General features: G+C 72.4%; 11 protein-coding genes. 6 read left to right on the plus strand and 5 right to left on the minus strand.

Annotated features, from left to right (window positions below; translation table 11 throughout):
* Position 1: 1 nt before the first annotated feature.
* The 3 genes from AB4K12_RS25870 to AB4K12_RS25880 all read right to left on the minus strand — a co-directional run bounded on the left by AB4K12_RS25870 (position 2) and on the right by AB4K12_RS25880 (position 2,500).
* Positions 2–517, minus strand: a complete 516-nt coding sequence (locus AB4K12_RS25870; protein WP_368436622.1) for a hypothetical protein — start codon at positions 515–517, stop codon at positions 2–4.
* Positions 518–590: 73 nt separating this feature from the next.
* A complete protein-coding gene (locus AB4K12_RS25875; protein ID WP_368436623.1) occupies positions 591–1,316 on the minus strand; it encodes a GPP34 family phosphoprotein in 726 nt (241 codons plus the stop codon).
* Entirely contained in the window at positions 1,313–2,500 is a 1,188-nt protein-coding gene (locus AB4K12_RS25880; protein ID WP_368436624.1) for a fumarylacetoacetate hydrolase family protein, read from the minus strand. The genes AB4K12_RS25875 and AB4K12_RS25880 overlap by 4 nt, the downstream gene beginning before the upstream one ends.
* Before the next feature lie 239 nt (positions 2,501–2,739).
* Between AB4K12_RS25880 and AB4K12_RS25885 the strand changes: the two genes are divergently transcribed.
* From AB4K12_RS25885 to AB4K12_RS25910, 6 genes are all read left to right on the plus strand, one after another.
* On the plus strand, positions 2,740–3,996 hold the full coding sequence (locus tag AB4K12_RS25885) for an ATP-grasp domain-containing protein (RefSeq protein ID WP_368436626.1): 1,257 nt from the start codon (positions 2,740–2,742) through the stop codon (positions 3,994–3,996).
* 124 nt (positions 3,997–4,120) lie between these two features.
* Positions 4,121–5,326 (plus strand): NAD(P)-binding domain-containing protein, encoded by a 1,206-nt coding sequence (locus AB4K12_RS25890; protein ID WP_086568335.1) that lies wholly within the window; start codon positions 4,121–4,123, stop codon positions 5,324–5,326.
* Positions 5,327–5,534: 208 nt separating this feature from the next.
* Positions 5,535–6,545: a polyprenyl synthetase family protein gene (locus AB4K12_RS25895; protein WP_362254186.1), complete on the plus strand. Its 1,011-nt coding sequence runs from the start codon at positions 5,535–5,537 to the stop codon at positions 6,543–6,545.
* A 260-nt stretch (positions 6,546–6,805) separates the two neighbouring features.
* Entirely contained in the window at positions 6,806–8,146 is a 1,341-nt protein-coding gene (locus AB4K12_RS25900) for an outer membrane lipoprotein carrier protein LolA (protein ID WP_368436628.1), read from the plus strand.
* A 92-nt stretch (positions 8,147–8,238) separates the two neighbouring features.
* The gene (locus AB4K12_RS25905) at positions 8,239–9,222 is read left to right on the plus strand and encodes an ABC transporter ATP-binding protein (RefSeq protein WP_207246695.1); all 984 of its coding nucleotides are present in this window, start codon (positions 8,239–8,241) and stop codon (positions 9,220–9,222) included.
* The gene (locus AB4K12_RS25910; protein ID WP_368436629.1) at positions 9,209–10,096 is read left to right on the plus strand and encodes an ABC transporter permease; all 888 of its coding nucleotides are present in this window, start codon (positions 9,209–9,211) and stop codon (positions 10,094–10,096) included. Before AB4K12_RS25905 ends, AB4K12_RS25910 begins: the two co-directional genes overlap by 14 nt.
* A 99-nt stretch (positions 10,097–10,195) precedes the next feature.
* Here the strand turns inward: AB4K12_RS25910 and AB4K12_RS25915 are convergent, their stop codons facing one another.
* Entirely contained in the window at positions 10,196–11,578 is a 1,383-nt protein-coding gene (locus AB4K12_RS25915) for a M28 family metallopeptidase (RefSeq protein ID WP_368436630.1), read from the minus strand.
* Between the two features lie 111 nt (positions 11,579–11,689).
* Positions 11,690–12,832 (minus strand): EamA family transporter RarD, encoded by a 1,143-nt coding sequence (rarD, locus tag AB4K12_RS25920; RefSeq protein ID WP_368436631.1) that lies wholly within the window; start codon positions 12,830–12,832, stop codon positions 11,690–11,692.
* Positions 12,833–12,843 lie beyond the last annotated feature (11 nt).

Genomic DNA, 12,843 nt, shown 5'->3' on the forward strand with positions numbered 1-12,843 from the left:
TTCAGCTGCCGGGCTTGGCGGGGAGGCCGGGGATGCCGACGCCGGCGGGCTTGCCGTCCGCGCTCATGGCCTTGTTGTACTTCTCCTCCTTGCCGGAGGCCCAGGCCACCGTGAAGGACTTGCCGGTGAAGTCCTTGATGGTGCCCGTGGTGTAGTCCTTGGCGCCGTCCTGGCAGTGCTTGACGTTGATGGTGACCGGCTGGGCGTTGTCGACGAGCTCACCGGTGCAGGTGGACTTGCCGCTGATCGCCACGATCTTGTCGGCGAAGGTGAGGACGACGATGCTCTTGTCGGCGAGCTTGCCGCCGTTGGACCAGCCGCCCGCGAGGTCGGGGGCCGTGACCTGCTTGGCCGGGGTCTCGGCCGGCTTGTCCTTCGGGGCGTCGGCGGGCTTCGAGGCCCCGGTCGGGGCCGGCTGGCCCGTCTCCTTGTCCTTCTCGCCGCCGCTGCTGCCGCAACCCGTCATCAGCACAGCGGCGAAGATCGCCGCCCCCGTGATCTGTACTGCCTTGCGCACGTGCGCCCTCTCCTTTGTCATGACCCTGGCCCTACTGGGCCCGGGCCCGACAAGCTAGCAGCACCCGGACGGCTCAATCGCCTCCGCCGCAGCCCCCGCCACAGCCTCCGTGGCCGCCGCACCCGTCGCCTCCGCCGTCGGCCCCTCCGCCGCCGCTGCCGCCGCCGGAATCGGAGTCGCGCAGGACGTTGCGGTGCACCGCGGAGGCGATCCACGCCTCACGCCGCAGTTGGCGCAGTCGCTTGCGCTCGCTCCGGCCGCCCCAGCCCGGATAGAGGGCCTTCCCGACGCCCGTCGCGGACACCAGGGCGGCCAGCGCCCGGCTGCGCGGGTCGGGGAAGCCCGCCTGCCGGGCGGCCTCGAAGCGCTGCCGGGTCGGCGCGGTCAGGTCGTTCGGGCCCACGACGTAGCGCCGCTCGCGGATGACCGCGAACCGGTCGGGGGCCTTCGCGGTGAGCGCCTGGCGCTCCAGCAGCCCCAGGAGCCACGGTTCCTCCACCTGGCGGGAGGTGTCCCGTATCCACTGGTGCGCCTTCTGGCGCCCCTTGGCGCCGTGCGCGGGCAGAGCCGCCAGCGGCTGGGCGAGCCGTGGGTCCGCCGGGCGGGTGCCGGCGGCCCTGCCCGGCCGCCCGCCCTCGTGCGTGATGAGGCCGTGCAGTTGCAGCTCGGCCAGGACGGCCCCGGCCAGGCCGTACTGCAGGTTCCGGCCGGAGGCCAGCCGCTTGCCGTCGGCCGGCCCGTGGGCGAGCAGGAGGAGCTCCTCCGGCAGCGCCAGGCCGGAGGCGGGGAGAGCGCTCACGAGCCCGGCGGCGCCGTGCGCGCCGGGGTGATGCGCCCGGTGACCTCGCCGAGGCCGATGCGTGCGCCGTTCGCGCCGGGCGCCCACGCCGTGAGCGTGACCTCGTCGCCGTCGGCGAGGAACGGGCCCTTGCCCCGGGTGAGCTCGAGCAGGCAGCCCAGCTGGTCGGGCTCGGGGCCGCTGACCGTGCCGGAGGCGTAGAAGTCGCCGGTGCGCAGGGAGGCGCCGTTGACGGTCATGTGGGCCAGCTGCTGGGCGGCCGTCCAGTACATGGCGGAGAACGGCGGCCGGGAGACGGTCTCGCCGTTGATGGTCACCTCGATGCGCAGGTCGATGCCGCCGGGCTCGTCCGCGGAGTCGTCGAGGTAGGGCAGCAGGGGGTACGTGCGCGCCGGCGGCGCCGTCCGGGAGGCGTCGAAGGCGTCCAGCGGGGTGATCCAGGCCGAGACGGAGGTCGCGAAGGACTTGCCCAGGAAGGGGCCGAGCGGCACGTACTCCCAGGACTGCAGGTCGCGGGAGGACCAGTCGTTGACCAGGCAGACGCCGAAGACGTGCTTGCGGAAGTCGCTCAGCGGGACGGGAGTGTTCTCCGGGGCGGGGGTGCCGACGACGAAGCCGACCTCGGCCTCGATGTCGAGGCGCAGCGAGGGCCCGAAGGTGGGCAGGTCGTCGCTGGGCGCCTTGCGCTGGCCCTGGGGGCGCACGACGTCCGTGCCGGTCACCACGACCGTGCCGGCGCGCCCGTGGTACCCGATCGGCAGGTGCTTCCAGTTGGGCGTGAGGGCCTCGCCGCCCGGGCGGAAGATGCGGCCGACGTTGGCGGCGTGGTGCTCGCTGGCGTAGAAGTCGACGTAGTCGGCGACCTCGAACGGCAGGTGGAGGGTGACCTCCTCCAGCGGGTGGAAGTACGGCTCGTCCAGCCAGCCGCGCACCTCGGCGCGTACGGCCTGCCACACGGGGCGGCCGGCGGCCATCAGCGGATTGAGCGTGGGCGATGCCAGCAGGTCCGCGTAAGCGGAACCGTGGGCGGCGGCCGCCGCCGCGGCGTCCAGGACGTGCGCGCCGTAGCGGACGCCGACCCGGGGGCGGTCGGGCGCGTCAGGGGTGGTGAACACGCCGTACGGGAGGGTGTCCGGGCCGAAGGGGTCGCCTTCGGCCAGGTCACGCGGGTGGTGCTGGGGCATGGAACGCTGCCTCGCCTTCGTCCTGGACGGTTCGTCAGCCGGGGGCCGGGTGGAGCGGTGCTCACATTACGTCGCGGCGGCCTTTTGGCACGAGGGCCAGGACAGGTGTCCGACCGCTGGCTAAAGGGAGGGCAATGTCCGGTAACTCCTTGCTGGAGGTGTCGATTCCGAAGTAGCGTCCTAAGTCGGGTCACACACAGTGGGGGGCCGCTGAGGCTGAGTGGCCGAGGGGGGTGCTGGTGGCGAGCAGGAGCGCGCCGGTGGCGGTGGACCGGTCCGTACCCGGGTTGATTCTCAAGATCGGCGACTATCCGCTCCACCACGGTGGGGTCGGCGCGATCCGCAGCCTCGGACGGCTCGGCGTCCCGATGTACGCCGTCACCGAGGACAGATGGACTCCCGCCGCCGTCTCCCGCTATCTGCGCTCCGGTTTCGTCTGGCCGACCACCGGCACGGAACGTCCCGAGGAGCTGGTGGCCGGGCTGCTGCGGATCGGTCGGCGGATCGGCCGTCCGGCCGTGCTGATCCCCACCGACGAGGAGGCGGCGGTGCTGATCGCCGAGCACGCCGCGGAGCTGGCGGGCTCGTTCCTCTTCCCGCCCGTGGAGCAGGGGCTGCCGCGCCGGCTGGCCAGCAAGCAGGGGCTCCACGAACTGTGCGTGGAGCACGGCGTGCCGTCGCCGGCGACGCTGTTCCCGGCCTCGTACGAGGAGATCGAGAAGTACGCCTCGGTCGCCGTCTTCCCGCTGGTCGCCAAGAACCGCGAGGCCTTCGAGCGGCGCCGGCACCCGGCCGTGCAGGGCACCACGCGCATCGGAGGCCCCCGGGAGCTGCTGGAGCTGGCGCGCGACTGGGGGCCCTCGCCCGGGGTGATCCTGCAGGAGTACCTCCCCCGCGAGGAGGCGGAGGACTGGATCGTCCACGCCTACTTCGACGCCGAGAGCACGCCGCTGGCGATGTTCACCGGCGTCAAGGTGCGCTCCTGGCCGCCGCACGCGGGCATGACCGCCAACGCGTACATCGTCGACAATCCGGAACTGGCCGCCATGGCCGCGCAGTTCATCAAGCAGATCGGGTTCAGCGGGATCGTCGACCTGGACTGGCGCTTCGACCGCCGCGACGGGCGGTACAAACTCCTGGACTTCAACCCCCGCATGGGCGCCCAGTTCCGGATGTTCGAGAACGAGGCGGGCATCGACGTCGTCCGCGCCCAGCACCTGGACCTCAGCGGGCGGGCCGTGCCCGAGGGCGAGCAGCTCACGGGCCGCCGCTTCGTCGTGGAGAACATCGACCTGCCCGCCTTCGCGGCCTACCGCCGCAGCGGCTACACCACCCCGCACGCCCCCGCCCGCGCCAGCGGCACGGAGCTGGCCTGGGCCGCGCGGGACGACATGAAGCCGTTCTTCACCATGCTCGCCCGGTTCGTCCGGCCGGGCATGCGCCATCTGTGGCAGCTGTGGCGTTCCAGGCGCCGCTCCGCCGCCGTCTCCGAATGACCGAGCGACCCCGTGTGACCGCGTGACCGAGCGACCCGTGTGACCGAACGACCATGTGATCGACCGTGTGACCGAGTGACAACCGCGTGCAATGTGCCCGGCAGCAACGCCCTGGAGGGGACTCGTGACACTTCCGGTAGCCGTCATCGGGGCCGGCCCGTACGGCCTGTCGACCGCAGCCCATCTGAAAGCGCGCGCCGTACCGACGCGCGTCTTCGGCTCGCCGATGGTGAGCTGGCGCGAACAGATGCCCGTCGGGATGCTGCTGAAATCCACCCCCTCCGCGTCGAACATCGACGCCCCGCAACCCGGGCACACCCTCTTCGACTACTGCCAGGACATGGGGGAGCGGCGCTTCGAGTCGGACTGGGACACCATCCCCGTCGAGACCTTCGCCGGCTACGGACTGTGGTTCCAGCAGCGGCTGGTGCCCCAGCTGGAGCACGAGCGGGTGGTCTCGGTGGAACGGCGCGACTCCGGCGGCGGCTTCGAGCTGAAGCTGGACTCCGGGGAGCAGTTCGCCGCCCGTGCCGTGGTCGTGGCCACGGGCCTGAGCGGGCTGGCCCAGCTGCCGCCCGAGCTGGCCTCCGCCGTCCCGTCCGGGCCCTCGCCCGCCGGGCCCGTCTCGCACAGCTCCCAGCACCGCGACCTGTCGGTGTTCGCCGGGCGCGAGGTGGTGGTCGTCGGCGCCGGGCAGTCGGCGCTGGAGAGCGCGGTGCTGCTGGCCGAGGCGGGCGCGGCGGTGCGGGTGGTCGCCCGGCGGCGCGGCGCGGTCCGCTTCGGCGCGGCGCCGGACGGGCAGTCGCCGTTCAAGCCCGACACCCCCTTCGGACGGGCCTGGTCGCTCTACGCGTTCTCGTACCACGCGGACGGCTTCCGGCACCTGCCGGCGCCGACGCGGCGCTATCTGGTGCGCCGGGTGCTGGGGCCGCTGGGCGCGTGGTGGCTGCGCGAGAGGTTCGTGGGCCGGGTGCGGGTCACCGAGGGGAAGCGGATCGTACGCACCCGGGTGGAGTCCGGGCGTCCGGTGCTGACGCTCGCCGGTGAGGGCGAGGGCGCGCCCGAGAGCGAGCTGCGCGCCGACCACGTGATCGCCGCGACGGGCTACCGGGTGGACGTGGCGGCGCTGGACTTCCTCGGTCCCGGCCTGCGCACCCGCCTCGCGGTCGCCGCGGGCGGGCCGCGACTGGGCGCCGGCTACCGCTCGTCGGTGCCGGGGCTGTTCTTCACGGGGCTGCCGGCGGCCGCGAGTTTCGGGCCGGTCATGCGGTTCGTGTGCGGCACGGAATACGCCTCGCCCCGGCTTGCCAGGGCGGTGGGTCAGGGATAGACCGGGCATTTCCCCAGACACCGGGCGGGCTGAGTCGTCAGCCCGCCCGGTGTTCGATGGCTGGGGAGCGCCACGGGGAGGTCGGCGGGGAGCGCCTGAAAGGGACGGCGCCCACGGTGATCGAGAGCCGACCGGATACGCTGACTTTTGGTGAAGACAGCGACACATCGACAATCCCCGTGTTCGCAGGCAGACAGGAGTACCCCTCGTGACCGTCGTCGGGCCTTTCGGGCTGAGCGTGCGGGACCAGGCTCTTGAAGCCGATGTCCAGGCCGGGTTGGCCGCCGTCGAGGAGGGCCTCCTCGAGGCCACCAAGAGCGGCGTTCCCTTCATCACCGAGGCCGCCCAGCACCTGGTCCGGGCCGGAGGCAAGCGGTTCCGCCCGCTGCTGGTCGCGCTCGCCGCGCAGTTCGGCGACCCCTACGCCCCGGGCGTGGTGCCCTCGGCCGTGGTGGTCGAGCTCACCCACCTGGCCACGCTCTACCACGACGACGTCATGGACGAGGCCGACGTGCGCCGCGGCGTGGCCAGCGCCAACGCCCGCTGGGGCAACTCCCTGGCCGTCCTGACGGGTGACTTCCTCTTCGCCCGCGCCTCGCACATACTGGCCGATCTCGGCCCCGAGGCCGTACGCATCCAGGCCGAGGCGTTCGAGCGGCTGGTAACCGGCCAGATCCTGGAGACCGCCGGCCCGCGCGACGGCCGTGACCCCATCGAGCACTACCTGGACGTCATCGCCGGCAAGACCGGCTCGCTGATCGCCGTCGCGGGGCGCTTCGGCGCGATGATGTCCGGCGCCGACGAGCGGACCGTGGAGATCCTCACCCACTACGGGGAGCGGCTCGGCGTCGCCTTCCAGCTCGCCGACGACGTCCTCGACATCGCCAGCGACTCCCACGAGTCCGGCAAGACCCCCGGCACCGACCTGCGCGAGGGCATCCCCACGCTGCCCGTGCTGCACCTGCGCGCCCGCGCCGCGGCCTCCGGCGACCGGGACGACGTCGAACTGTGCGAGCTGCTCGACGGCGACCTCGCGGACGACGCCCGGCTCGCCGAGGTGCTGCGCCGGCTGCGTGCCCACCCGGCGCTCGAGCAGGCCCGGCGCGACACCGTCCGCTACGCCGAGGAGGCGCGGGCGACGCTGGCCCCGCTGCCGCAGTGCTCCGCCAAGGCGGCGCTCGAGGAGCTCTGCGACCTCGTGGTGCACCGCGCCGGCTGACCCCGGTCGGCGCCGGTGCGCGTCCCGTCGCTCCGCCCTCCGGCGGGCATGCCCCTAAGGGGCGTCATACCGAAGGCGTACGGTGACTTGATCCCGTCGGCTGACGACTTCCGGTGGCTGGTTTGGTGGAATCGAAAGCGTCTTCCTCCGGGGGAAACCCCGGACTCCAGCGCTTCCACCGTGCGGTCGGGCCACAATGAGCCTTGGTGTGGGCGTGTGCACGACGCGATAGACCGCCGCCGACGACGGAGGTAGAGCACATGGCACGGATCCAACCGACACCGGGCACCGACGGCGCCGCCGGGCCCGACGGGGACGGTAGGGGAACGGGCCGCCGCCGTAAGGCCGTCCGCTACGCGGTCCCGGTCGCGGTGGCGGGCGTGGCGGCCGCGACGATCGGCATCACGTCGGCGTTCGCCGGCACGGGCGACCCCGATCTGCCGAAGATCAGCGCGCAGGACCTCATAGCCAAGATGGCCCAGTCCGACACCCAGCGGATGTCGGGCACGGTCAAGATCAGCACCGACCTCGGCCTGCCCTCGCTCCCCTCCGGCGCCTCCTTCGGGGCGGACGGCAAGGGTGGCAAGGGCGGTGGCCACGACGGCGGGAAGGGCGGCGCGGCCCCCTCCCCGGAGTCCAAGCTCACCGAGCTCCTCTCCGGCACCCACACGCTGCGCGTCGCCGCCGACGGCCCCGACAAGCAGCGCCTGTCGCTCGTCGAGCGCGCCGCCGAGTACAGCGTCATCCGCAACGGCGACCAGCTCTGGGCGTACGACAGCGCGAGCAACACCGTCTACCACTCCAAGTCCCCCAAGGCCCCGGCCGAGGGCAAGGGCGGCAAGGCCGGGCAGGACGTGCCCAAGGGCCTCGGCGCGGCCTCTCCGCAGGAGCTGTCGAAGAAGGTCCTCGCCGCGGCCGACGAGTCGACGTCCATCACCGTCGACGGCACGGCCAAGGTGGCCGGCCGCGACGCCTACCAGCTCGTGATCAAGCCCAAGCAGGGCGAGTCGACGGTCGGCTCGGTGCGGATCGCGGTCGACGCCAAGAGCGGCGTGCCGCTGAAGTTCACCCTCGCCGCCAAGAGCGGCGGCAAGGCGGTCGTCGACGCCGGCTTCACCAAGGTCGACTTCGGTAAGCCCTCCGCCGGCACGTTCGCCTTCACCCCGCCCAAGGGCGCCAAGGTGACGGAGGCCGACGAGAAGGCCACCGGAGCCGGCCGCGACCACAAGGGTGACCACAAGGGTGACCACAAGAGCGGCCTGCCCGAGGCGCTGGGCCTGCCCGGCGTCGGCGGCGACGCCTCCGCCGCCCCCGAGGTGACCGGCGAGGGCTGGGCGTCGATCGCCCGGTTCTCAGCGGGCAAGGACGCCGGGACGGCCGTCACCGGCAAGGCCAAGAGCGGTGCCAAGGGCGGCGAGAAGAACGCCGCCGACGCCGGGGCGCTGCTCGACAGCTTCGGCACCAAGGTCTCCGGCGGCTTCGGCTCGGGCCGGGTCTTCAGCACGAAGATCGTCAACGCCCTGGTGACGGACGACGGAAAGGTCTACGTCGGCGCGGTCGACAAGGACGCGCTGGTCAAGGCCGCGAACGCCGCCAAGTAGCGGGCTGTTCGCCCCGTGTGGCCCGGGCTCCGGCGATCGTCGCCGCGCCCGGGCCCGACGCGGCCGCGGGCCGCACACCGAGAGGAGACAGCGTGGAGGGCCGGTCCAGGCCGGAGCCGTGGCCCGGCGCCACCGAAGGGGCTCCCGTGGTCGAGACGCGTGCGCTGACCAAGCGCTTCGGCGGTCAGCTCGCCGTCGACGGCCTCGACCTGGTCGTGCCGCGCGGCAGCGTCTTCGGCTTCCTCGGACCCAACGGGTCCGGCAAGACCACCACCATCCGCATGCTCATGGGCCTCATCGAGCCGACCTCCGGCACCGCCCGGGTGCTGGGCGAGGAGATGCCCCGCGGCACCCGGCGGGTGTTGCCCAGGGTGGGCGCCCTGATCGAGGGGCCCGCCCTCTACGGCTTCCTGTCCGGCCGTGACAACCTCACGCGCTTCGACGCCGCCGACCCCACCGCCGACGCCCGCACCCGCCGGGCCCGCGTCGGCCACGCCCTGGACCGGGTGGGGCTCACGGGCGCGGCCGGCAAGAAGGCCCGCGCGTACTCCCTCGGCATGAAGCAGCGCCTGGGCCTGGCCGCCGCCCTGCTCCAGCCGCGCGAGCTGCTCGTGCTGGACGAGCCCACCAACGGCCTCGACCCGCAGGGCATGCGCGAGATCCGCACGCTGGTGCGCTCGCTGGCCTCGGAGGGCACCACCGTCTTCCTCTCCTCCCACCTCCTCGACGAGATCGAGCAGGTCTGCACGCACGTCGCCGTCATGGCCCGGGGCCGGCTCCTGATCCAGGGGACGGTGGGCGAGCTGGCCTCCTCCGCCCGCGGCCGGCTGGCCGTCACCACCCCCGACACGGCGGAGGCCGTGCGGGTCCTCAAGGAGCACGGAGTGAACGACCTCGCGGTCCTGGACGACCGGGTCACCGGCGAGCTGCCGGCCGGCCCGGCGACGGAGCTCGCGGACCTCAACGCCGCGCTCGTCCGGGCGGACGTGCGCGTACGGGCCTTCGGCGCCGAACGCGCCTCGCTGGAGGACGCGTTCGTCGCCCTCACCGGGGAGGGCTTCGATGTCGCGGGCTGAGGCGGCGCCCGCGGGCGCGACGGCGGTCCCGGCCCCGGCCGCGGCCCGGCGGTGGGGGCTCTCGCTCCTGATCAGCGAGGTGACCACGACCTTCCGGCGGTGGCGCACCCTCGCCCTGCTGGGGGTGCTCGCGGCCGTCCCGGTCCTGATCGGCATCGCCGTGAGGATCGAGACCGGCGACGACGGCGGTCACGGCGGCGGGGGACCGGCCTTCATCAGCCAGGTCACCAACAACGGTCTCTTCCTGGTCTTCACCTCGCTCGCCGCGACCCTGCCGTTCTTCCTGCCGATGGCGATCGGGGTGATCGCGGGCGACTCCGTCGCCGGCGAGGCGGGCTCGGGCACGCTGCGCTATCTGCTGGTGGCCCCGGCCGGACGGACCCGGCTGCTGTTCGCCAAGTACGCGACGACGATGGCGTTCTGCTTCGCCGCGACGCTCGTCGTGGCCGTCTCGGCGCTGGCGGTGGGGGCGCTGCTCTTCCCGCTCGGCGAGGTCACGCTGATCAGCGGTACGACCATCGGATTCGGCGAGGGGCTGCTGCGCGCGCTGGCGATCGCCGTGGTGGTGGCGCTGTCGCTGGTCGGCGTCGCCGCGCTGGGGCTGTTCGTCTCCACGCTCACCAACAGCGGCGTGGCGGCGATGGCCACCACGGTGGGGCTGCTGATCACGGTCCAGATCCTCGACCAGTTCCCGCAGCTCAGTGCCATTCAGCCGTATCTCTTCCCGCACTACTGGCTGAGCTTCGCGGATCTGCTGCGCGACCCGGTCCTCTGGGACCAGGTGCTGCGGAATCTGGGCCTGCAGGCGCTGTACGCGGCCGTGTTCGGCTCGGCGGCGTGGGCCCGCTTCACGGCGAAGGACATCACTGTGTGAGCCGTATGGCCGTATGAGCGGACCGCACGGGAGCGGACCGCACGGGGCGAACGGGTGCCGGGCCGTGGTGGGCCGGCCCGGCACCCGCTCCATGGGGGGTTAGAACGTGAGCTTCCAGCCGGCGATGTGGCCCGAGTCCTGCGCGGCCACGTCCTGGACGCGGAGTTTCCATGTGCCGTTCGCCGTCTCGGCCGAGGCGTTGACGGTGTAGGTCTCGGTGACGTTCGCCGCCGAGTCGTTGGTGCTGGAGTTCTTCAGCCGGTACGCCTTGCCGCTCGGGCCGACCAGGTCGACGACGAGGTCGCCGCGGTAGGTGTGCCGGATGTCGACGGTGGCCTTGAGCGCGCCGGGGGCGTTGCCCTGCACGCCGCCGACGGTGATCGAGGACTCCACGGCCGCGCCCGCGTCGGGGATGTCGACCTGGGACTTGCTCTCGAAGACCTTGCCGGTGGGCGGCGTGGTGGAGCCGCTGCTCAGGGTCCACACCGCGTGGGCGATGGCGTCGCTGTTGTTGTCCAGCGCCGTGTCGTTGATGTTCGCCGTGGTGTCGCAGGAGGCGTGGTAGCAGCGGTCGAAGGGCTGGCCCGCGGTGCCGCCCCACTTGGCCGCCTGGTCGGCGGTCTTGGTGTAGTCGGCGCCGCTGAAGAGGCCGCCGACGCGGACGCCCGCGTTCTTGAAGGGGGCGTGGTCGGAACGGCCGTCGCCCTCGGTCTCGATCTCGGTGGCGATGTTCTTGGTGGCGAAGTAGTCCTTGAAGACGCCCTCGAGCTGGGGGTCGTCGTCGTAGACGAAGTAGCCGGGGTTGGGCGAGCCGATCATGTCGAAGTTCAGATAGGCGTCGATCTTCGACCGCTCGGCGGCGGGCAGCTGCCGGACGTAGTTCTGCGAGCCGACCAGGCCCAGCTCCTCGGCTCCCCACCAGGCGAACCGCAGGTGCTTGCCGGGCTTGTAGCCCTCCTTGGCCACGGTGAGGGCGACCTCGAGGATGCCCGCCGAGCCGGAGCCGTTGTCGTTGATCCCGGCGCCGCGCGAGACGGAGTCGAGGTGGGCTCCGGCGAAGATGACGTGGTCGGCGTCGCCGCCGGGCCAGTCGGCGATGAGGTTGTAGCCGGTCGAGCCGTTCGAGGTGAACTGCTGGACGCTGGTGGTGAATCCGGCGGCGTCCAGCTTGCCCTTCACATAGTCGATGGACGCCTTGTAGCCGCTGCGGCCGTGGGCGCGGTTGCCGCCGTTGGCGTTGGCTATGGACTGCAGCTGGTTCAGGTGGGCCTTGACGTTGGCCACGGAGATGTCGGGCGCGGCGGCCGCCCGGGCGGCGGTCTTCCCGGCGGTGGCGGTCGTGGCGGCGGCGGTGGTGGGAACCGCGTTGGCCTGGACCGAGGAGACGCCGAGCAGCGCGGCGGTCACGGCCGCGCCGGTGGCGAGCAGGGCCGCGGCGCGTCGTGATCTCCGGGGCAGGGTTGGTCCGTTGAGTTCAAGCATGGGGGGCTCCCAACTCCATTTGACGTGGCCATGATGTTGAGGTCCCCCTGACGCTCCGTCAAGGGCGGTTTTCGGACGCCGATCACCGGTTTCCGGATATCGGGCAGGTGCTCATGCCCCCTGAACTGTGGTTTCTGTGATTTCTGCGGTCTGCGGGGCAATTGTGTTTTCTGTGTTACCAGTTGCCGCGCGCACCCGGGCCGCCTCCAACTTCACCCGAGCGTGACGGGCCGTACGCACCGCGTCCCAGGTGAGCATCGCCAGCGCCAGCCACACAAGTGCGAAGCCCGCCCAGCGCTCGGCCGGCATCGCCTCGTGGAAGACCAGCAGTCCGAGGGCGAACTGGAAGACGGGGGCGAGGTACTGCAGCATGCCCAGCACCGACAGCGGCAGCCGCACGGCCGCCGCGCCGAAGGAGATCAGCGGCACCGCGGTGATGATGCCGGTGCCCAGCAGGAGCAGGGTGTGGCCGCCGCCCTCGGAGGCGAAGGTGGAGTGCCCGCGCGCGCCCAGGAAGATCAGGACGGCGAGCGCCGGGAGGAACTGCACGGCCGTCTCGACGGCCATCGACTCCAGCCCGCCGAGGCCGACCTTCTTCTTCACGAGGCTGTACGTGCTGAAGGTGGCCGCGATCGCGAGTGCGATCCACGGCGGCTTGCCATAGCCGACGGCCAGCACGACGACGGCGACCAGGCCGACGCCCACCGCCGCCCACTGTGCCGTCCGCAGCCGCTCGCGCAGCACGAGGACGCCGAGGGCGATGGTGGCGAGGGGGTTGATGAAGTAGCCCAGGGACGTCTCCACGACGTGCCCGGAATTGACGGCCCAGATGTACACCCACCAGTTCGCCGAGATGACGACCGCGCCGAGCGCGGCGATGCCGAGTCGCTTGGGCTGCCGCAGCAGCGGGCGTATCCACTCCCAGCGCCGGGTGACGGCCAGGGCGACCGCGACGGTGACGAGCGACCACACCATGCGGTGGGCGAGGATCTCGATCGCTCCGGCCGGCTCCAGCAGCGGCCAGTAGAGGGGGAAGAGCCCCCAGATCCCGTAGGCGGCGACGCCGTACAGCAGTCCTGTACGGGTCTCGCCGGGTGACGGAGTGGGTGATGGGGCGGGTGGTGGCGTGGGTGACGGAGTGGGTGATGGGGCGGGTGGTGGCGTGGGTGACGGAGTGGGTGACATCGGGGGTCCCTCCCGGGGCTCGGCGCAGGCGACCTTGCGACGGTAGACCCCGGTGTGGCGGGCTGTCATGCCCGTATCGC

The sequence above is a fragment of the Streptomyces sp. C36 genome (assembly GCF_040932295.1).
Taxonomy (GTDB): domain Bacteria; phylum Actinomycetota; class Actinomycetes; order Streptomycetales; family Streptomycetaceae; genus Streptomyces; species Streptomyces triculaminicus.

Bases quoted from the DNA above. Each gene is read 5' to 3' on its own strand.
- AB4K12_RS25880 (WP_368436624.1), bottom strand. From the start codon at position 2,500: ATGCCCCAGCACCACCCGCGTGACCTGGCCGAAGGCGACCCCTTCGGC.
- AB4K12_RS25900 (WP_368436628.1), top strand. From the start codon at position 6,806: ATGGCACGGATCCAACCGACACCGGGCACCGACGGCGCCGCCGGGCCC.
- AB4K12_RS25910 (WP_368436629.1), top strand. From the start codon at position 9,209: ATGTCGCGGGCTGAGGCGGCGCCCGCGGGCGCGACGGCGGTCCCGGCC.
- AB4K12_RS25915 (WP_368436630.1), bottom strand. From the start codon at position 11,578: ATGCTTGAACTCAACGGACCAACCCTGCCCCGGAGATCACGACGCGCC.
- rarD (WP_368436631.1), bottom strand. From the start codon at position 12,832: ATGACAGCCCGCCACACCGGGGTCTACCGTCGCAAGGTCGCCTGCGCC.